The organism is Lactobacillus sp. M44, from assembly GCF_058130005.1.
Genome location: NZ_CM176707.1, coordinates 372429 through 391224, shown reverse-complemented (window position 1 = coordinate 391224; position 18796 = coordinate 372429). Strand labels below are relative to the sequence as shown.

General features: G+C 31.9%; 20 protein-coding genes and 1 tRNA gene. 13 read left to right on the top strand and 8 right to left on the bottom strand.

Annotation, left to right across the window (positions count from 1 at the left end; all coding sequences use genetic code 11):
- Nucleotide 1 precedes the first annotated feature (1 nt).
- Complete coding sequence (gene lacG / locus AC38BG_RS01980; RefSeq protein ID WP_489937497.1) at nt 2–1420, top strand: 6-phospho-beta-galactosidase; 1419 nt, start codon at nt 2–4, stop codon at nt 1418–1420.
- A 97-nt stretch (nt 1421–1517) separates the two neighbouring features.
- Here the strand turns inward: lacG and AC38BG_RS01975 are convergent, their stop codons facing one another.
- Both AC38BG_RS01975 and AC38BG_RS01970 read right to left on the bottom strand, forming a co-directional pair.
- Complete coding sequence (locus AC38BG_RS01975; RefSeq protein ID WP_489937496.1) at nt 1518–2156, bottom strand: phosphatase PAP2 family protein; 639 nt, start codon at nt 2154–2156, stop codon at nt 1518–1520.
- A gap of 133 nt (nt 2157–2289) precedes the next feature.
- Nucleotides 2290–3429, bottom strand: a complete 1140-nt coding sequence (locus tag AC38BG_RS01970) for an Mbeg1-like protein (protein WP_489937495.1) — start codon at nt 3427–3429, stop codon at nt 2290–2292.
- Nucleotides 3430–3591: 162 nt separating this feature from the next.
- Between AC38BG_RS01970 and AC38BG_RS01965 the strand changes: the two genes are divergently transcribed.
- On the top strand, nt 3592–4551 hold the full coding sequence (locus AC38BG_RS01965; RefSeq protein WP_489937494.1) for a thymidylate synthase: 960 nt from the start codon (nt 3592–3594) through the stop codon (nt 4549–4551).
- Between the two features lie 70 nt (nt 4552–4621).
- Here AC38BG_RS01965 and AC38BG_RS01960 read toward each other — a convergent pair whose 3' ends face one another.
- Together AC38BG_RS01960 and AC38BG_RS01955 are read right to left on the bottom strand one after the other, a co-directional pair.
- The gene (locus AC38BG_RS01960) at nt 4622–5773 is read right to left on the bottom strand and encodes an Mbeg1-like protein (RefSeq protein WP_489937493.1); all 1152 of its coding nucleotides are present in this window, start codon (nt 5771–5773) and stop codon (nt 4622–4624) included.
- 87 nt (nt 5774–5860) lie between these two features.
- Nucleotides 5861–6562, bottom strand: a complete 702-nt coding sequence (locus AC38BG_RS01955) for an MgtC/SapB family protein (RefSeq protein ID WP_489937824.1) — start codon at nt 6560–6562, stop codon at nt 5861–5863.
- A gap of 219 nt (nt 6563–6781) precedes the next feature.
- Here AC38BG_RS01955 and AC38BG_RS01950 point away from each other — a divergent pair, with 219 nt between their 5' ends.
- The 10 genes from AC38BG_RS01950 to AC38BG_RS01905 all read left to right on the top strand — a co-directional run bounded on the left by AC38BG_RS01950 (nt 6782) and on the right by AC38BG_RS01905 (nt 14723).
- Complete coding sequence (locus AC38BG_RS01950) at nt 6782–7207, top strand: UPF0236 family transposase-like protein (RefSeq protein WP_489937823.1); 426 nt, start codon at nt 6782–6784, stop codon at nt 7205–7207.
- A 119-nt stretch (nt 7208–7326) separates the two neighbouring features.
- A complete protein-coding gene (locus AC38BG_RS01945; RefSeq protein WP_489937492.1) occupies nt 7327–7539 on the top strand; it encodes a hypothetical protein in 213 nt (70 codons plus the stop codon).
- A 113-nt stretch (nt 7540–7652) separates the two neighbouring features.
- Nucleotides 7653–7725, top strand: a tRNA-Thr gene (locus AC38BG_RS01940).
- A gap of 389 nt (nt 7726–8114) precedes the next feature.
- Nucleotides 8115–9476, top strand: a complete 1362-nt coding sequence (locus AC38BG_RS01935; protein WP_489937491.1) for a C45 family autoproteolytic acyltransferase/hydrolase — start codon at nt 8115–8117, stop codon at nt 9474–9476.
- Between the two features lie 106 nt (nt 9477–9582).
- Nucleotides 9583–9870, top strand: coding sequence for a type II toxin-antitoxin system Phd/YefM family antitoxin (locus AC38BG_RS01930; RefSeq protein WP_489937490.1), 288 nt, complete (start codon nt 9583–9585; stop codon nt 9868–9870).
- Nucleotides 9851–10108, top strand: coding sequence for a Txe/YoeB family addiction module toxin (locus tag AC38BG_RS01925; RefSeq protein ID WP_489937489.1), 258 nt, complete (start codon nt 9851–9853; stop codon nt 10106–10108). Before AC38BG_RS01930 ends, AC38BG_RS01925 begins: the two co-directional genes overlap by 20 nt.
- A gap of 251 nt (nt 10109–10359) precedes the next feature.
- Complete coding sequence (locus AC38BG_RS01920; protein ID WP_489937822.1) at nt 10360–11463, top strand: alanine dehydrogenase; 1104 nt, start codon at nt 10360–10362, stop codon at nt 11461–11463.
- Nucleotides 11464–11484: 21 nt separating this feature from the next.
- The gene (gene tdcB, locus AC38BG_RS01915; RefSeq protein ID WP_489937488.1) at nt 11485–12522 is read left to right on the top strand and encodes a bifunctional threonine ammonia-lyase/L-serine ammonia-lyase TdcB; all 1038 of its coding nucleotides are present in this window, start codon (nt 11485–11487) and stop codon (nt 12520–12522) included.
- Between the two features lie 146 nt (nt 12523–12668).
- Complete coding sequence (locus AC38BG_RS01910; RefSeq protein ID WP_489937487.1) at nt 12669–13919, top strand: RNA-binding domain-containing protein; 1251 nt, start codon at nt 12669–12671, stop codon at nt 13917–13919.
- A 144-nt stretch (nt 13920–14063) separates the two neighbouring features.
- Nucleotides 14064–14723 carry a DUF4767 domain-containing protein gene (locus AC38BG_RS01905; protein ID WP_489937486.1) on the top strand — a complete coding sequence of 220 codons (660 nt, stop codon included), beginning with the start codon at nt 14064–14066 and terminating at the stop codon, nt 14721–14723.
- A gap of 53 nt (nt 14724–14776) precedes the next feature.
- On the opposite strand, the gene AC38BG_RS01900 is transcribed toward AC38BG_RS01905, so the two are convergent.
- The 4 genes from AC38BG_RS01900 to AC38BG_RS01885 form a co-directional block, all read right to left on the bottom strand.
- On the bottom strand, nt 14777–15511 hold the full coding sequence (locus AC38BG_RS01900) for an amino acid ABC transporter ATP-binding protein (RefSeq protein ID WP_489937485.1): 735 nt from the start codon (nt 15509–15511) through the stop codon (nt 14777–14779).
- A 3-nt stretch (nt 15512–15514) separates the two neighbouring features.
- Nucleotides 15515–16213, bottom strand: a complete 699-nt coding sequence (locus AC38BG_RS01895) for an amino acid ABC transporter permease (RefSeq protein WP_489937484.1) — start codon at nt 16211–16213, stop codon at nt 15515–15517.
- 63 nt (nt 16214–16276) lie between these two features.
- The gene (locus AC38BG_RS01890; protein WP_489937483.1) at nt 16277–17080 is read right to left on the bottom strand and encodes a transporter substrate-binding domain-containing protein; all 804 of its coding nucleotides are present in this window, start codon (nt 17078–17080) and stop codon (nt 16277–16279) included.
- A gap of 89 nt (nt 17081–17169) precedes the next feature.
- A complete protein-coding gene (locus AC38BG_RS01885; protein WP_489937482.1) occupies nt 17170–17739 on the bottom strand; it encodes a TMEM175 family protein in 570 nt (189 codons plus the stop codon).
- A 118-nt stretch (nt 17740–17857) separates the two neighbouring features.
- On the opposite strand from AC38BG_RS01885, the gene AC38BG_RS01880 reads away from it, so the two are divergent.
- A complete protein-coding gene (locus AC38BG_RS01880; protein WP_489937481.1) occupies nt 17858–18721 on the top strand; it encodes an alpha/beta hydrolase in 864 nt (287 codons plus the stop codon).
- Nucleotides 18722–18796: the final 75 nt, after the last annotated feature.

The window sequence follows — 18796 nt, the reverse complement described above, 5'->3', positions numbered from 1 at the left end:
AATGCGCAAATTACCAAAGAGTTTTATCTTAGGAGGCGCTACTGCTGCTTATCAAGCAGAAGGAGCAACTCATGAAGATGGTAAAGGAGAAGTTGCTTGGGATGCCTGGTTAAAAAAACAAGGACGTTTCCAAGCAGAGCCTGCAAGTGATTTCTATCATCAATATCCACAAGACTTAAAGTTAAGTCATGAATTTGGTGTTGATGCAATTAGAGTATCAATTGCTTGGTCAAGAATTTTCCCTAATGGAGATGATGAAAAGCCAAATGAAAAAGGTGTTGAATTTTATCACAAGTTGTTTGCCTCATGCAAAGAAAATCATGTGATTCCATTTGTTACCTTACACCACTTTGATACGCCTGCAGCTTTATTTAACAAAGGTGACTTTTTAAACAGACATACAATTGATGCTTTTGTTAGATATGCAAAGTTTTGTTTTAAAGAATTTGAAAATGATGTTGATTACTGGTTTACATTTAATGAAGTTTGGCCAGTATCACAAGGTCAGTATTTAACTGGTGCCTTTCCCCCAGGCATTAGATTTGATTATGGTAAATTAGTCCAATCACTTCATAATATGATGTATGCTCATGCAAAGGCTTTGATTGCGTTTAAAGAAGGTCATTTTAAAGGTCAATTAGGTATTATTCAATCACTTGAAACTCGCTATCCTTATCGCAAAGATAACCCTGATGATCAAAAAGCTGCTAAGATGATGGATGCTTTGACTAATAAATTTGTCTTAGATGCTGGATTTTTAGGCGAATATCAACCAGATACTTGGCAAATGATACAAGATATTTTAAAGGCTAATAATGCTGAAATAGATATTCCCGACAGTGATTTTGAAGTAATGAAAAAAGCAGCTCCAATGCTTGACTACTTGGGGATCAATCAATATCAAAGTTCATTTATTAAAGCATATGATGGTCCAAATGATATTCACCATAATGGTACTGGCGCTAAAGGCACATCTGTCTTTAGATTGCATGGTGTAGGTGAAGTTATGTATGATGTTGATGTACCAAGAACGGATTGGGATTGGTTTATTTATCCTAAAGGCCTATATGATATGTTAATGCGTATTAAGCGTGATTATCCTAACTATAAGGCAATTTATATCACTGAAAATGGTATGGGTTATAAAGATGACTTTATTTGTGGCGAAGTTGATGATACACCAAGAATTAAGTATCTTGCACAATATTTAGATGCAGTAGCTCATGCGATTGAAGATGGTGTAAATGTTAAAGGATACTTTGTATGGTCGTTGATGGATGTGTTTTCTTGGTCAAATGGCTATAATAAGCGTTATGGATTGTTTTATGTGGACTTTGATACACAAAAGCGTTATCCAAAAAAGAGTGCATATTGGTGGCGTAAGTTGAGTGCAACTCATGAAATTGAGATGCCAAAGTAGGATGGGTGCTTTATAAATAATATATAGACTAAAATATTTTATTAATCATAAATATTATAGATCTACTATATATAAATAGTTGATGTCTTATTTGATATCAACTATTTTTTTGTGACAGTGGAATTTTTAAATAAACATATTGCATCAACTCCCACCAAAACCCTGCAAGTAATAAACTGCCGATGACATCTGTAAGATAATGATCACGCAAATAAACTCTTGAATAGGCAATTAAAATAACCCAGATAGCAGCAAATAAGATGAGAATTATTTTACCTGTATTAGTTTTTATTTTTGGAGCTAATAAATAAACTAAAATACACATTAAAAGTGTAGTACAAAAAATATGACCACTGGGGAAACTGAAGCCTGTTTCTAAACTTAATTGATCAGTGGGACGAACCCGTTGGATAATATTTTTACATAAAAATGCAATTGCATCACCACTTAATTGAACCCATAAGACCCAAAAAGCAACAAAGCGATGATGTGTAAACCAAACTACTAACGCAACAATAACTGTCAATATAACGTCAGTTGTTGGATCTGCAAAATAAGCAATAGTAGTTAACCAATGTGTCTTAAATTGTGTAACACTGGGTGTTAATAAATGTTGAATGCCAGAATCTATATTAATAATACATGTAGCATTAGCTTTGATAGATATTGCAAGTAATATAAATAGTATTGCAAATATACTACTATCAATTAGAAATTTATGTTTTACTTTATTCACTTTAATGCCTCTTTTTAATTATTATCATTGAATAATTATTGGAGATAAAAATGTTTATTTACAGTAGTTTAAGACTTTTTTAGTGAAGTTTATAATATTGAAAAGAGTTGAAATAAGAAAAGCAAAATAAATTTTATTGAGTCAATGAATAGTTTTCAAAAAAGATTGGTGCTTTTTTTGAATCATTACTTAATTTATAAGTATCATTGTTTCTAAAGGATAAGTTTTTCTTTGTGCTAGCTAATAAATCTTTGACTATTTGATTTGCAACATCACGCTCTTTTGAGGGCATTGAAAGATAAGCACGACTCAGATGTAGGGCGCTCATTATCTTATGTTCGCTAAACTGATTTATATCAGTAATATTTTGTTCTTCAAAAGCTGCAAATAATGATGTTAACATTTGGCTACGCTCTTGGGGCTTTGTAGAATCAATAAACTGAATTAAAGCATGACGAATAGTTCTTGCTGTTTTTGATAAACCTTTTGCTAAAACAAAACTAGTTCTCGCCACGCTCCAGCGTATAGGATCATGTTGAGCCCAAATAGGAAATGAACTTTTAATAATAATTGTTCTTTCAGGATGATCTAACATAATACCAAATAGTGAGCTTTCAGGAATATATGTCCTAAGTTTTGGCATAATACGCTGAAATCCTTCAGCATTATAGACTAATTCGGTGTAACCAGGGCCATCAAAATTGATTGCACTTATAATTCTATCTTGAATTGCGTTTTTAACATTCGCTGCAGCATATACAGCATAATTGCCACCTTTAGAATGTCCAAGTACATAAATTTTATCCTTAGGAAATTTATTAGCAATTTTAGTTAAATATGCAGTTGCAACTTTTTGTCCCTGAATTACATCTTTATAAGACATCGTTGAATCTTCACTTGCACCAATGATTGAACTGTCAGTACCACGATATGAGACAACGATAGAATTTTTATTAATGCGCATTGTAATTGCTGCAAATTGTAGAGCAGGGTCACTTTTAGTCATCTGCTCTACATCTAAAACAGTTGACTTGGCAAAGCGAGGACTTAATCTTAAAAGTTTAGCAAAATATACATTGTAGTCTCCCATTACTGGTGCACCTTTTTGGTTGATCATGATATTGAAAGATTCTCCAAGGTTATGTCCAATTTCTGATCCATCAAATGGGAAATATACAAGACGTGAAAAAATAGCCCCATCAACATTATTATAAGGATCATGCTTAAAAGTTATGTCTCCACGCCAGCGCAGGTATTCAAATAATCCTTCCATAAAAATTCCTTCTATCTACTTTTATTGTAAGATTGTGTGAACAATAAAAAAAGACTTATAGTTCATGTTTAGTTTAATGTAAATTTTTTACTTGCAATAAAAAATAATCATGGTAGTTTAATTATTAAATATATTTTGTATGAGTTTATTTTGGAGAAATTTATGGTTGAAAATCACAATGAACAAGAATATTTAACATTAGTTGAAAAAGTATTAACTAAAGGACATGAGAAGACTGATCGAACTAATACTGGTACAAAGTCTATTTTTGGTTATCAAATGAGATTTGATCTACAAGATGGATTTCCGTTATTGACAACTAAAAAAGTTCCATTTGGATTAATAAAAAGTGAATTATTGTGGTTTTTGAGAGGTGATACTAATATTCGCTATTTATTAGAACACAATAATCATATTTGGGATGAGTGGGCTTTTAAAAATTGGGTTGAAAGTTCTGAATATCAAGGACCTGATATGACAGATTTTGGACACAGATGGTTAAAAGATCCAGAATTTAAAAAAGTATATTTAAAAGAAAAAAACAAGTTTTGTGAATTAGTTTTAAATAATAATGAATTTGCAAGAAAATATGGAACCTTAGGTAATGTATATGGGGCACAGTGGCGTCATTGGCAGGGGGCAGATGGTAAACAAATTGATCAAATTCAAAATGTTATTGATCAAATAAAAATGCATCCTGATTCAAGAAGATTGATTGTATCAGCATGGAATCCAGCAGAAGTAGATACTATGGCACTTCCTCCATGTCATACTATGTTTCAATTTTATGTAAATGATGGTAAATTAAGCTGTCAATTATATCAAAGAAGTGCAGATTTGTTTTTAGGGGTACCTTTTAATATTGCAAGTTATGCATTGTTAACCCATATTATTGCTCAGCAAACTAATCTAGAGGTAGGAGAATTCGTCCATACTTTAGGTGATGCGCATATTTATTTAAACCATATTGAACAAGTTAAAACAATGTTAAATAGATCAGTTAAGCCAGCTCCTGAATTAGTGTTGAATAAAGCAGATTCTATTAATGAGTATAAAATGTCTGATATTAAAGTAATTAACTATGATCCAGCTCCTGCAATTAAAGCACCAGTAGCTGTATAATTACAATATTTCCCAGGAAATAAAAATAGAACTAGATTTTAAAATATATCTAGTTCTATTTATTTGTTTTTTAATCTTCAGCTGCATAGTATTCAAAAAAGATAGGTGCTTTATTGGAATCGTTGCTTAAAGGATATTTTTTAGCTTCGGTATCTATAAAAGGAATATTAATTTGATCACCAGTTGCTTTTAAAATATCATTTATAGCATGATTAGCGATTTCACGCAATTTTGGTGATAATGTTAAGTATGCTCGACTTAATTGAAGTGTTCCAATTAATTTATTATGTGTGAGCTGAGTTATGTTAGTAATATTTTGATCTTCTAGTGCTGAAAAAAGTGCAGACCACATTTTACCACGTGCTTTTGGTGGAATTGATTTATTAAAATGAATGAAAGAATGCCGCAATGCTCTAGATGCAATACTTAATCCAGGAGCTAATACAAAACTAGTCCGACTAACACTCCAATGTCTAGGATCATGTTGTTCACTCATTGGATAGGTGCTTTTGACAACAATGGTACGCTCTGGATGGTCTAACATTGTACCATAGATCGAACTTTCAGGAATATAAGTTTTCATCTTTGACAGCATCTTTTTAAAACCAGGTGCATTATAAACTTGCTTGGTATATCCAGGCCCATCATAACTTGTAGCATTAATAATTCTGTGTTGAACGCCTGGTGTGACATTAGCAATAGCATAAATTGCATAGTTGCCACCTTTAGAATGACCTACAACATGAATTCTATCTTTTGGAAAAATCTTTGCGATTCTTTCTAAGTATTCAGCAGCCACTGTTTGACCATAAATTTCATTAGTATAAGACATAGTGGCGTCCTCATTAATTCCGATCATTGAATGATCAGTACCACGGTAAGATACAATAATTGTGTGTTTGTTAATGCGCGCAGTGAAAGCTGCAAATTGCAATAGAGGTTCTTTTTTGGTTACATTTTGTACATCAAGAATTTCTGATTTTGCAAAACGGGGACTCTGCAATAGTAATTGTAATTCGGTTTGGTATTTAGACGTTAAGGTTTTATAGTAGTCAGTATTGTTAATTTTTTTAATTGTTTCACCTATAGTGTGACCTACTGTAGAAAAATCAAGTGGAAAATATGCTAAAGTTGCAAAAATAGCACCATCAATACTGTTAAATTTATTATGTTTGAATCGCAAATCACCACGCCATCTAACATAATCAAGAGTGCCAGCCATAATCATCAGTCCTTTCTAATCTAGTTATCTATATTTTACAATATTTTTATATAAAAAAAGGGGCACTTAAAGTACCCAAATTTAAAATTATTTAACATCGCGACTGTATGTTACACGCTTTATATCTTTATTTGTGCGCAGTGACATAATAATAGAATTCTCATCTAATTTATTTTGAATTGTTCCATCTGCATTTATAACAATATGATTATCATCTACATCAAGAATTTTTAATGATATAGCTTCAACACCATTTTCAGATAATGCCTTTTTAATTATTGGAACAATATTCGGAGTGTTACTTGCCTTAATTTGAACATTAAATCGAACGTGACGAATAATTTTATTAGTTAAAGTGTCATCATGGAATAAAGTTTGAATGATAAAAACAAAGATTGTTGATGCCGTTCCTATTATATACATTCCAGCACCTACTGCCATTCCAATTGCAGCTGTTGCCCATACGCCAGCAGCTGTTGTTAAACCAGAAATTTGCTCACGACGAACTAAAATTGTACCAGCGCCAATAAATGAAATACCTGTAACAACTTGCGCCGCTATTCTTGATGGGTCTAGTGAAACATCATGTAAATCCAAAATATCAGTGAACCCATACTTTGAAACGATCATAAATAATGCAGCTGCGACAGCTACAACAATATGAGTTTTAACACCTGCACTTTTTCTTTGTACAGCACGTTCATATCCAATGGCACCACCACATAATGCAGCTACAATTATTCTCATTAGCCAGTCTAATTGCATCGGAAATGAAGATATTTGTGATATTGTCACTTATGAATCACCCTCTTTTCTATATACAAATTATAAATTATAGTACTATTTTAGTGCATTTCCTAATAAAAGACACTATTTTTTTAGTAAGTGTAATTATTTTGCGGTAGGATTAGATAAAAACAAAAAGACCAAGTAATCTATTAGTTGACATAACTAAATTAAATAGAAAGCTTGGTCTCTTATGGATTCTATTGTAACTGATTTAGCTAAATTTCTAAAGCAGAAGATTTTAAAGTAGTTGAAAACTTAAAGAAAATAGATGTTTTGCATGTAGAAGGTAATGCTTTCTGGGTTAAAGGTCAAGATGGACATTGGATTGAAATGCATCGCTATCAGGTCTGTGAAGGCACTAAAAAGACAAGTAAAACACGTAAAGAACGAATTAATAGTAAAGACTTTGTTTCACTAAATCGTAAAAATGCTCAATTTCAACTACAAGTGTATCTACATAATACTTATGATTTAAAACACACCATTATTATCAGTAATGGATATGGTGGAGCTGGATACAATAAGCAAGCCTTTGAAGAAATGTTTAGTACAAATTATTTACATGAATACTTTTTGGATAGCTTCCATGTCAACCAAAAGATTAAAAATCGAATTGGATTTTTAGGAGAAATTAGCGAAAACTAATTAGATCAATCTGGTCTAAATATGACTATGACTATGACGAAGCCATGATGTATTTAGATACAGCAAGAGAGCATGCTAGTGAATGAAGCAGATACTGGACTAAAGAAGGTGCACAAAGCATGTGTACGATAATAGCTGCCCTAAAAAATAAAGATTTTGATTACTGGATAGAATTAAAGCCAGTAGAGAAAATAGAAGTAAAAGAATTAAATGCAAGTATTAGAAAAGTATTGAAAAAGACAGTGCATGAAGCACATCTAGGAGTAAAACATGGTGTAATACGTGGATTGAAGCAAGTAAAGCTAGGCGATAGCTTGCTTAGAGGCATTTAAAAACAAGGTAAAAAAGCTTACTGCAAAAATATTGACACATACATTTTTTAAAAAGTACTTGTCAAATACGATTTTTTGTGGTTAAATTATTAATTGTGTTGAGTGATTAACACGCTGACTTAGCTCAGTTGGCAGAGCACATCACTAGTAATGATGGGGTCGAAGGTTCGAATCCTTTAGTCAGCATTTTTATAGATTTATTGAGTTTTAAGAGTGCTAAAAACGTTGAGTTTATGGCATTCTTATTTTTTTATAAATGCTGTAAAACTCATTTAATTTAATTTTTAACGCAAAATTAACGCAAAAGTAAAAAATTTAGTAGCATGATTAAATTACTGGTTATAGTGGTTTTTTTATTGCTATTTTTTGTTTTAAATTAAATTCTATCACCAAAACGGACAACTAAATACGTTAAATTATTCATAGAAAAATAAAAGTGATTTCATTTGCTTTATGCTAATAAAAGAACTAATCTCATAAGTGTAGATATAAAAATATATATTACAAATATTATTAAAATCTTGTTATATATATTGTTTTAATTGCTTTATTTATATAATATGGAGGTGCTAATTATGACACTAACTGAGAAACAAACACAAATTCTATCTAAAGCAAATTGTACTGACAAAAACGGCTGGTATTATTTAACTGTACAAGGCAATCCATATGAAATTGGTTTCCAACATGGATATCTATTAGTAGATGAATTTAAAGATGCTATTCGAGTATATAAGCATATGACATTAGAAACATTTGGTATGGATTATTCATTTTTTGTGGATGCAGCTGTTAAACTACATAAAAATAAAATTCCACAAGAATATTTAGATGAAATGCAAGGGATGGCAGATGATTTTACTGCAGGTGGATTTGAAACGACACTTGATGATGTAATTGGCTGGAATGACTGGATGGAATTAACTGGTTATTGGTGGCCAACTGTTGCAGCAGATTATTCAAACAATTCTCCAGTTGGGCCAAATGGACCTAAAGGTTCTCACTGTACTGGATTTGTCGCAACAGGCTCTGCAACTAAAGATGGGAAACCAGTAATTGCACATGAAAGTTTTGATGACTTTTGGAGTGGTCAATATTTTAATGTTTGTGAATTAGTAAAACCAACTAAGGGACACACATTTAAGATGCAGACCATTCCAGGTTATATTGATTCAATGACTGATTTTTATGTAGCAGATAGTGGATTAGGTATTACTGAAACTACGATAGCTGGTTTTATTGGCTATGATGTAAATGGTATTCCTGAATTTGTTCGTGCACGTAAGGCTACACAATATGCAGATACTATTGATGAGTGGGTCAAGTTAGTAAATGAAGGTAATAATGGTGGATATGCAAATATTTGGTTATTATGTGATAATAATACGAATGAAATTGCCCGTTTTGAACAAGGGTTAAAACATCAAGAATTATTGCGCACAAAAGATGGATTCTATTATGGATGTAATGCTTGTCATAATCCACGTATTCGCAATCTTGAGTGTTTAGATAATGGTTATAATGATACACGCCAGCAAACAGGAGCCCGTAGAGCAAGATTGGAGCAGTTATTACCTCAAGTATCAGGCAGTATAGATGATGATATGGCAAAAAAGATCCTTGCTGATAAATACGATCCATACCTTGGTTATCAATGTGCATCATCAAGAAATATTTGTGCTCATTATGATGTAGATCCACAATATTATGCAGATGATCCTCATGGAGTATGGAACGTTCCATTCTTCCCAGGTGGTTCTTGTGATGGTAAATGTGCAGATAGCAATGATATCAAGAATTTGCGTATGTGGGGCATTTATGGTAGAGCAGATGGTGAGCCATTTGACGCTGAAGCGTTTATGCAACAACATCCTCAATGGAATTGGCAGAAAGGTTATCTACAAGACAGACCTAGTGAGCCTTGGACATTATTTTAAGTAAGATAACTAAAGCTTGTTAATTGCTACAAGCTTTTTATTTGGCATTATTTTTAAAAGCATTGTACTATAAATTGTACAATAAAAAGAAAGGATTAATTGGCTAATGGATGCAGTAAATTATAGTAATTTTAGAAAAAATTTGAAGCATTATTTTAAAGAAGTCAATGAAAGCAGTGTGCCAATGATTATAACTAATAAGGATCCTGAAGATAATGTTGTTGTATTAAGTAAGGATGAATATGATGCTTTAATTGAGACAATAAATATTCAATCTAATAAATATCTAATGGATAAAATTAATCGTGGACGCAAACAAGTTACAGAGGGAAAATCTCACCAGCATGATTTGATAGATATTGATGAGGAATATTATGATACTAATGTGGACTGATCAAGGATGGGACGATTATTTATATTGGCAAAACGAAGGCGATAAAAAGAAAGTTAAAAAAATTAATCGACTTATTAAAGATATAAACAGACATCCATTTGAAGGAATGGGCAAACCAGAAGGTTTAAAAAGCACATTATCTGGATTATGGTCTAGAAGAATAGATAGTAAAGATAGATTAATTTATGATTATCGCAATAATACAATCACTATTTATTCATGCAAGGATCATTATTAATTAACTCTCAATTGATTTTGAGAGTTTTTTATTTCTAATTAAATATAATGCAAGCATAAACACTATGATATAAGCCACTACTGCAATTAATAATTGAATAATGCTGAAAAATTATAGATTACGACATCCGATTGATTTGGAAAATATAAGATTTTTATATTCAATGTATATTGAAAACTGATAATAACAAGTTTATATTTAAGTTTGTAATGTAAGCGTATCCAATGGAAGAGGAGGCAAATCTCATGACTATGAAAATAGGAATAATTAAGGAACAAAAAGAAGGAGAAGGCAGAGTTGCCGCAACTCCTTATAATATTCAAAAAATGATAGAACATGGAAACACTGTTTTAGTCGAAAAAAATGCTGGTGTGGGGTCAGGATTTTTGGATGACGACTATGAAAAAGCAGGAGCAAAAATTGTTTCTCATGAAGATGCATGGGGCGCTGATTTAATTGTTAAAGTAAAAGAACCAGGATTTGAAGAGTATCAATATTTTAGACAGGGACAAATAATCTGGGGCTTTCAACATTTGGCTTCAGCAAAAGAGGCAGTTGAAGCAATGATGCTTGCAAAAGCCACCGCAATTGGCGCAGAAACAATTGTTAAAGATGGAAAATTAGAGTTATTAGCTGCTATGAGTCATATAGCAGGACGACGTTCTGTAATTATGGGTGCATATTATTTAGAAGCACAACATGGTGGTGAAGGGATTTTATTACCAAGAACAAAAGAAGTTCCAGCTGGTAATGTAGTAATCTTTGGAGGAGGAAATGCAGCACAAGCCGCAGCTGACTTGGCAATTGGGATGAATTGCTCAGTAGTAATTATTGAAAAAAAACCTGAAACAATTAAAAAACTAGAAAAACAATATTCTGGCAAAAATGTAAGAATTGTTGAATCAAATGAAGAAAATTTGGCTAAAGAAATTAAAACAGCTGACTTATTTATCTCAACAATCTTAATTCCAGGGTCACGCCCTCCAAAATTGGTTAAAGAATATATGGTTAAATCAATGAAAAAAGGCAGTGTGATAGTCGATGTGGCAATTGACCAAGGAGGAACTGTAGAAACTATTGATAAACCAACAACTATTGATGATCCTATATTTAGACGAGATGGAATAATCCACTATGCAGTCCCTAATCAACCTGGCGCAGTGCCTCGAACAGCAACAATGGCATTAGCTAAAGGAAACTTACCATATTTATTAGAAATTGCAGATAAAGGAATAGATGATGCAATTAAAACAGATAAATCTTTGGCAAGTGGGGTCAATATTTATCAAGGAAAAATTACTAATAAAGGATTGGCTGATTCATTGGAATTACCATATAACAAGTTAGATATATAAGAATTGACGGGGGTATTAAAAATGGCTACAAATTCACTCGTTCAAAAAACTGCAAATATTGTAAATATTACTGATATCGAAGAAGCGAGGCATCGGTTAAAAAAATATGTCCGCAGAACGCCACTAATTGAATCACTATTTTTGGGGCGTGAGGTTACTAATGGCAGAGTTTATCTAAAATTAGAGAATATGCAGCTGACAGGATCATTTAAATTCCGTGGGGCAAATAATTGCATGCAACACTTATCAAAAGGCAAAAAAAAGCGTGGCGTTATAACTGCTTCTGCTGGAAACCATGCCCAAGGTGTTGCACTTAGTGGCAAGTTATTAGGAATTGATACTACTGTTGTCATGCCAAAAGAAGCTCCACAGGTAAAAATAGATGCTACAGCAGGATATGGAGCTTGTGTTGATATTCATGGTGCAACTTTTGATGATGCTCATGATTGGATGTTAAAAAGAGCCAAAAAAGAAGGAAAAATCATAGTTGATCCTTTCAATAATAAATATGTAATGGCAGGACAAGGCACAATTGGTTTAGAGATCTTAGATGACTTATGGTATGTTGATACAGTGATTGTGTCAATTGGTGGGGGTGGATTAATTTCAGGGATCGCAACTGCACTTAAGTCATTTAATCCAAGTATTCACATAGTTGGCGTACAATCAGAAAATGTCCATGGGATGGCAGATTCAGTTAACAAAGGTAGATTAACTTACCATCATAAAGATTTTACTATTGCTGATGGTACTGATGTCGCAATGCCAGGTGATCTGACTTTCCCAGTTGTAGAAAATTTAGTTGATGAGATTGTTTTGGTTAGCGAAGATGAAATCTGCACTGCAATGAGGGATTTAATTGAAAGAACTAAAATTGTTGCTGAAGGTGCAGGAGCGTTGCCAATTGCTGCATTAGAAGCTAAAAAAATTGATAAAAAATGGCTTGAAAATAAAAATGTCGTTGCGTTAGTCTCTGGTGGCAATGTGAATTTAAATCGAGTGTCTGATGTGATTGAGCATCTCTATACTGCAAAGCATATGTATAATTTTGTAAATTAGAATAATCGAAGGATAAAAGTTAGCTGTTATGGTTAGCTTTTTATTAATCTTTCAATCAAAAAACGAGAGTAAAAGTGATAGAAAGACCTTGCTCTCGTTTTTCTATCGAAATATGATACAATTTATATCATGAAAAGGTGATAGATATGAGAGAAAACAAAACAATTGAATTTAAAGAAAAAGAAACCAATAGTTTCTTAAAAACAGTAAGTGCATTTGCTAATTATGGAGCGGGTGAGATAAAGTTTGGTATTACAGATACTGGAAATATAGTAGGTATTAAAAATCCTGTAGAGATATGTTTAAATATTGAAAATAAAATCAATGATTCAATTAAGCCCAATCCTGATTATAAATTGAGTATAGATAGTAATAATGTAATAACATTATTTGTTGATCAAGGAGATAATCCACCATATTTTTACAAATCTAAAGCCTATAAAAGAAATGATAGTTCAACTATAGAAGTTGATCCAATAGAACTATCACGATTAATATTAGCTGGAGAAAATAGAACTTTTGATAGTTTGATTTCTTCAAATCAAAACTTAACTTTTTCAGTCTTAGAAAAAGAATTGAAAAAATCTATTGGTATTGATAAGTTAACCCAAGATTTATTAATTACACTTGACCTATATCGAAAAGATAAAGGGTACACTAATGCAGGCGCAATGCTTGCAGATACTAATGACTTTTCTGGTATTGATATTGTACGTTTTGGTGACAATATTAATATTATGCTTGATCGTGTTAGATATGATAAAGTATCACTTCTAACACAATATAAAAAAGCTCTTAAAAAATATCATCAATATTATCAAAGAGAAGAGATACAGGGATCAAAGCGTAAAACAATAGCACAAATCCCAGAAGAAGCATTTAGAGAGGCTTTAGCTAATGCACTAGTTCATCGCACCTGGGATGTTAATGCGCAAATAAAGGTATCAATGTTTAATGATAGAATAGAAATCGTTTCACCTGGGGGATTACCTGCTAATTTAAGTGAAGTTGAGTATCTTTCAGGACAAATATCAATTTTACGTAATCCCATTATTGCTAATGTATTTTTTAGATTAGGTTTAATTGAGCAATTTGGAACAGGTGTTAGACGCATAAAAGCATCATATGGAAAGAAAATGGTCAAACCACGGTTTTATGTTTTTGAAAATTCAATTAAGATAGTACTACCTATTTTAATACTTTCGACTGATGGATTATCTAAAGATGCAAAAATTATTTATGATAGTGTAAAGAAAAAAATACAATCAACTGCGGAAATAGCTAAAAGCACAGATTTTGGTAGAACAAAAACTTTATATTTGATTAACAAATTAATCGAGCAAGGCTATTTAAAAAAGATTGGTAATGGAAGAACTACGAGATATCTAGCAAATTAATCTTTCAATCAAAAAACGAGAGTAAAATTGATAGAAAGACCTTACTCTCGTTTTTCTATCGAAGTGGTATTTTTGCAAGTTAACTAGCATTTAATCAAAAACCATACTAAAATAAATAAAGTAATTAGATTAAATGGTGAATGTATGAAAAAAACAAGCGTTTTAACAGTAGTGATTGTAAGCCTAGCGATTCTAACAGGTTGCCAAAATCAATCTGCACAACAAGCTAATCAGTCAACTTCTTCTATAGATCATAAAAAGCATGTCAAAATAGTTGGTGATAAAAAAGATTCTCATGAAGATAAAACTAGTCAATCAGACGATCAATCTTCAGATAATTCAGATTCTATTAATTTTAGCCATCAGGCTACTTCTAAAAAAGCAGCCAATGCTGTGTGGAGTGAAGCAAAAGATGGTCGACTAAAAGATTACATGGATGATTTTAGTGAAAAAATGGATCAAGATTATACTAAATATAATGGTGTCGGGTCACTTCCAACATCTACTGGGACTTCATATCCAAGAGATTTTGATAAATTATTAATGCATGGCAGTCATATATCAATAGGCTGGAGTCCAAAAGGTGTAGGAAGTTATGATTATAACGTAGTTGCAATTTATAACCATGATGGGACTGAACCACCTACACCCAACTATATAACTTACTTTTTTGCCTTTCATAACGGACAACCTATTGTTTTAGTTGATCAAAGTCGTGCTGGTGATCCTGTAGTAGGTGAAACTCAGAATAAAGAATTAAAAGATACCTTTGCTCAAATTGCTGACACTAGCAATGAAGATTAAAGTGTATAAAAATAGCCTTTAGCTTGCGACAGCTGAAGGCTTTTTGATCTTAATTAAAATTCCATCGCATCTAAAAATTGTTTAATTCTAGGGGCTGGATTATTAAAGAATTCTTTACTAGTTCCAGTAAATTCTACTTGTCCATTTTCTAAAAAGACAATCTTATCTGCCACTTTTTGTGCAAATTTCATGTTATGAGTAACTACAATTAAAGAATTTTTTTCATTAGCTAGATTCTTCATTATTCGTAATATTTGAGCTTCTAGTTCGGGATCTAGTGCACTAGTTGGCTCATCAAATAATAAATAGCTTGGATGCATTGCCATTGCTCTACAAATTGAGATACGTTGCTGCTGTCCACCGGATAATTGATCAGGGTATCTATCAGCAGTGTTTGTTAATTCAACTGACTTTAAGAGTTTCATAGCTTCTTCATTGGCATTTTTGGTATTTTGTTTTAGGACATGGATTGGTCCTTCAGTAATGTTTTCTAAGATAGTTAAATGTGGAAATAAGTTCCAACTTTGAAAGACCATAGCAGTTTTTTTACGTAATGTGAGAACTTGTTTAGTAGATAAATTTTTTGAAAAGTCAAAACTGTCATTATCAATAGTGATTAAACCAGATTCAGGATGTTCTAAATAGTTAATTGATCTAAGTAAAGTTGATTTTCCTGCACCCGATGGTCCCAAAATTACAGTAGTTTCATTTTTAGGAAAGGTAACAGAGATGTCTTTTAAACCTATAGTTTCTTTATATTGTTTATTAAGATGTTCAATTTTTATCATAAATTAACCTCTTGAAGTAGTGTTAACATAACGTGATGTACGGAGTTCTAAGTAGTGTTGTAGAATAGTTAAAATACTGCAAAATAGGGCATAAATCGCTGCAACAATTGTATACATTAATAATGGTTGATAGTTGTGGGATGCTATTTGCTGGCTGACCATGAACATTTCTGCAATTGTGATAGAGCTTGCAAGAGAGGTATCTTTAACTAAGCTAATGAAGGAATTAGATAAAGGTGGAATTGCTACACGCAATGCTTGTGGGAAAATGATTCTAAATAATGCTTGTGAATAAGTCATATCAATTGAATATGCTGCGTCCCATTGACTAGAAGGGATTGATAAAATAGCACTTCTAATAGTTTCTGAAGCGTATGCTCCAGTATTTAATGAAAAAGTAATGATTCCTGCAACCCATGCATTTAGTTCAATTCCAATATTTGGTAAACCAAAAAAGACAATAAATAATTGTACTAGTAATGGAGTTGAACGAAATAGCCAAACATAAAATGAAAATATCATTTTTCCTAGTTGCCAAAAACTCTTGATAAAATTATTGCCACGAGGTTTAGAAATCCTAATTAAAGCGGTAATAATAGCTATTATTAATCCAATGATAAATGAAATCACAGCAATAGGAATAGTATATTTAATTCCAGCCCAAAATATTTCTGGAGTAGAAGTTTTAATGATCTCCCACATAACGAACCCTTTCTAATCACAAAAAAGGCCAAGCCCTTTTAGCTTGGCTCAAATTATTAATCTTTATTTTTCAGTAATATTTCCTTGGAAATATTTTTCAGATAATGCCTTTAACGTACCATCTTTACGCAACTGTGCTAAAGTCTTGTCAATTTTAGTTTGCAAAGCTTTATTATTTTTACCCATTAAGATACCTATTTCTTCTTCAGGAATTTTATTGCTTGGAATTTCAATGTACTTTAAGTCAGTTACATGATTTGTCTTTTCATAATATAAGAAGGCTTCTTTTGAATTTAATGCAGCAGCTACTCTGTTTTGTCTAATTAAATCCATTGCTGTAGCAAAGTCAGTTGAAGAGACATTTTCTCCGCCAAATTTTTTGACATAATCTGCATTGACAGTTCCAGTTGCAGCAGCAATTTTCTTACCTTTTATGTCATTAATATTTTTGATTGAATTATTACTCTTTTTCATAATTAGAGAAGATTTTGAGTAAATATATGGAGTAGAAAATGCGTATGCCTTTTTACGCTCTGGAGTCATTGCAATGTTGTTAATTGCAACATCAAATTTCTTTGCACCAACACCTGCAATTAATGAATCCCATTTAGTTTGTACAAAGTCTACTTTATAACCCATTTTTTTAGCTACATCTCTAGCTAAATCAACTTCAAATCCAGTTAATTTACCATTTTCGCGATAGGAATATGGAGCGTAAGTGCCTTCTAATCCAACTGTTAATGTCTTTGGATGAACTAGTTGAGGTTGTTTAGAAGAGCTAGAAGAACTATTGCTACATGCTGTCAATCCAATTATTGCAAAAACAGCAACAAATAATAAACTAACCCATTTAAACCTTTGTTTCATATTATGAAGCCTCCTGCTATCTAAAATATAGTTACTTACCTTTAGTAACTATACCTTTACTATTATTAAAGGTCAAAAGAAATGTATGATTAAAATATCTTTTCAATTCGTTTATCAGGAATAAAATACCAAATAGCTACTGCAACATAGAATAAATAAGATATTACTGGAACAAAAAATGCAATAATAGTTCCTATTATGTAAAGAAGCAGTGAGCCATTGCCTTTAATATTTTTACCAATTGATTTTGCTAATTTTGAGTGTGCACCATTTTGTTTTATAGTTTCTCTTTGCAATAATTGATATGCTAAACCAGATCCTGTTAATACTACTCCATAAGTTACAGCAGGCGCTACGCTATAAAAGGCTCTGCCAATCCAAGCTGTTGATACAGGTAATAATGATAACCAAAATAACAATAATAAATTGCACCATAGATATCTTGCACTAATTGATTTTGCAGCGCTGACTAAATAAGTGTGGTTATTCCAATAAATTCCTACATAGATAAAACTTAGGATATAACTGACTATTAAATGCCATTTGGCAAATAATGCTGCAAAACTTGGGTGAATAGGTGGTTGAATTTCTAAAACCATAATAGTGATAATAATTGCTAATACTCCATCACTAAAAGCTTCTAGTCTTTGCTTTGTCATAAAAACCTCCTTTTAAAACCATATAAATTATACAAAATTATTGAGCGAAAATAACATTGATACAACCAGATTTAATATATAATAATAAAAAATGAAAGCGTATTTAGAAAGGAAAAAGATGGAACATAAATTTAGATATCTAATTGTAGCACTTGTAGCAATACTTTTTGTACTTACAGGCTGTCAAAACAAAAATAGTTCAGCACTAGAACCAGCTGCAGTAAAAGAAAAATTAGCTAAACAAACTCCAACATTTTTCTTACATGGATGGGGTTCAAGCATTAATGCAGAAAAACAAATGACAAATGCAGCTAAAAAAGCTGGAGTTACTGATACAATTATTACTGCAATAGTCAATAAAAATGGCAAAGTCAAAATTGATGGAAATATTCCAGAAGATGCCAAAAATCCAATTATTATGGTTGGTTTTGAAAACAATAAAAATATAACTTTCAAAGAAGCTGCAACTTATGCATATAATGCAATTACTGCGGTTTCTAAAAAATTTGGTTTCAAAAAAATGAATTTAGTTGCTCACTCAATGGGTAATATGGCTATTATGTATTTAATGCTTGATTATGGAAACAAAAAAGATTTACCAAGATTGCAAAAACAAGTTGATATAGCAGGACACTTTAATGGAATTAATGGGATGAATAATAAGTATCCAATGTCTAATTCTCCACTTGATGCACAAGGGAAACCTGAACGTATGTCAAAACCATATCAAGAATTTCTAAAACTTCGCCAAACTTATCCTAAAAATGTTGAAGTATTAAATATCTTCGGCGATGTGCAAGATGGCACTAAATCAGATGGTCCAGTTCCAGTAGTATCCGCTCGCAGTTTAAGATATTTAGTATCGACTCGTGCTAAGGCATATCAAGAATATTTAGTTAAAGGTAAAATGGGGCAACATAGTGAATTACATGAAAACAAACAAGTTGATAAAGTATTAATTCGCTTTTTATGGAATAAATAATCAAAAGCGTTAATGCATAATTGTAAATAAAATTAGAAAGGACAAAGTATTATGATTAGGTGCTAATGGACAAAT

Excerpts from the sequence above, each read along its gene's own strand:
- lacG (WP_489937497.1), top strand. The coding sequence starts at position 2 with ATGCGCAAATTACCAAAGAGTTTTATCTTAGGAGGCGCTACTGCTGCT.
- AC38BG_RS01970 (WP_489937495.1), bottom strand. The coding sequence starts at position 3,429 with ATGGAAGGATTATTTGAATACCTGCGCTGGCGTGGAGACATAACTTTT.
- AC38BG_RS01965 (WP_489937494.1), top strand. The coding sequence starts at position 3,592 with ATGGTTGAAAATCACAATGAACAAGAATATTTAACATTAGTTGAAAAA.
- AC38BG_RS01960 (WP_489937493.1), bottom strand. The coding sequence starts at position 5,773 with ATGGCTGGCACTCTTGATTATGTTAGATGGCGTGGTGATTTGCGATTC.
- AC38BG_RS01945 (WP_489937492.1), top strand. The coding sequence starts at position 7,327 with ATGTGTACGATAATAGCTGCCCTAAAAAATAAAGATTTTGATTACTGG.
- AC38BG_RS01935 (WP_489937491.1), top strand. The coding sequence starts at position 8,115 with ATGACACTAACTGAGAAACAAACACAAATTCTATCTAAAGCAAATTGT.
- AC38BG_RS01930 (WP_489937490.1), top strand. The coding sequence starts at position 9,583 with ATGGATGCAGTAAATTATAGTAATTTTAGAAAAAATTTGAAGCATTAT.
- AC38BG_RS01925 (WP_489937489.1), top strand. The coding sequence starts at position 9,851 with ATGATACTAATGTGGACTGATCAAGGATGGGACGATTATTTATATTGG.
- AC38BG_RS01920 (WP_489937822.1), top strand. The coding sequence starts at position 10,360 with ATGAAAATAGGAATAATTAAGGAACAAAAAGAAGGAGAAGGCAGAGTT.
- tdcB (WP_489937488.1), top strand. The coding sequence starts at position 11,485 with ATGGCTACAAATTCACTCGTTCAAAAAACTGCAAATATTGTAAATATT.
- AC38BG_RS01910 (WP_489937487.1), top strand. The coding sequence starts at position 12,669 with ATGAGAGAAAACAAAACAATTGAATTTAAAGAAAAAGAAACCAATAGT.
- AC38BG_RS01905 (WP_489937486.1), top strand. The coding sequence starts at position 14,064 with ATGAAAAAAACAAGCGTTTTAACAGTAGTGATTGTAAGCCTAGCGATT.
- AC38BG_RS01900 (WP_489937485.1), bottom strand. The coding sequence starts at position 15,511 with ATGATAAAAATTGAACATCTTAATAAACAATATAAAGAAACTATAGGT.
- AC38BG_RS01895 (WP_489937484.1), bottom strand. The coding sequence starts at position 16,213 with ATGTGGGAGATCATTAAAACTTCTACTCCAGAAATATTTTGGGCTGGA.
- AC38BG_RS01890 (WP_489937483.1), bottom strand. The coding sequence starts at position 17,080 with ATGAAACAAAGGTTTAAATGGGTTAGTTTATTATTTGTTGCTGTTTTT.
- AC38BG_RS01885 (WP_489937482.1), bottom strand. The coding sequence starts at position 17,739 with ATGACAAAGCAAAGACTAGAAGCTTTTAGTGATGGAGTATTAGCAATT.
- AC38BG_RS01880 (WP_489937481.1), top strand. The coding sequence starts at position 17,858 with ATGGAACATAAATTTAGATATCTAATTGTAGCACTTGTAGCAATACTT.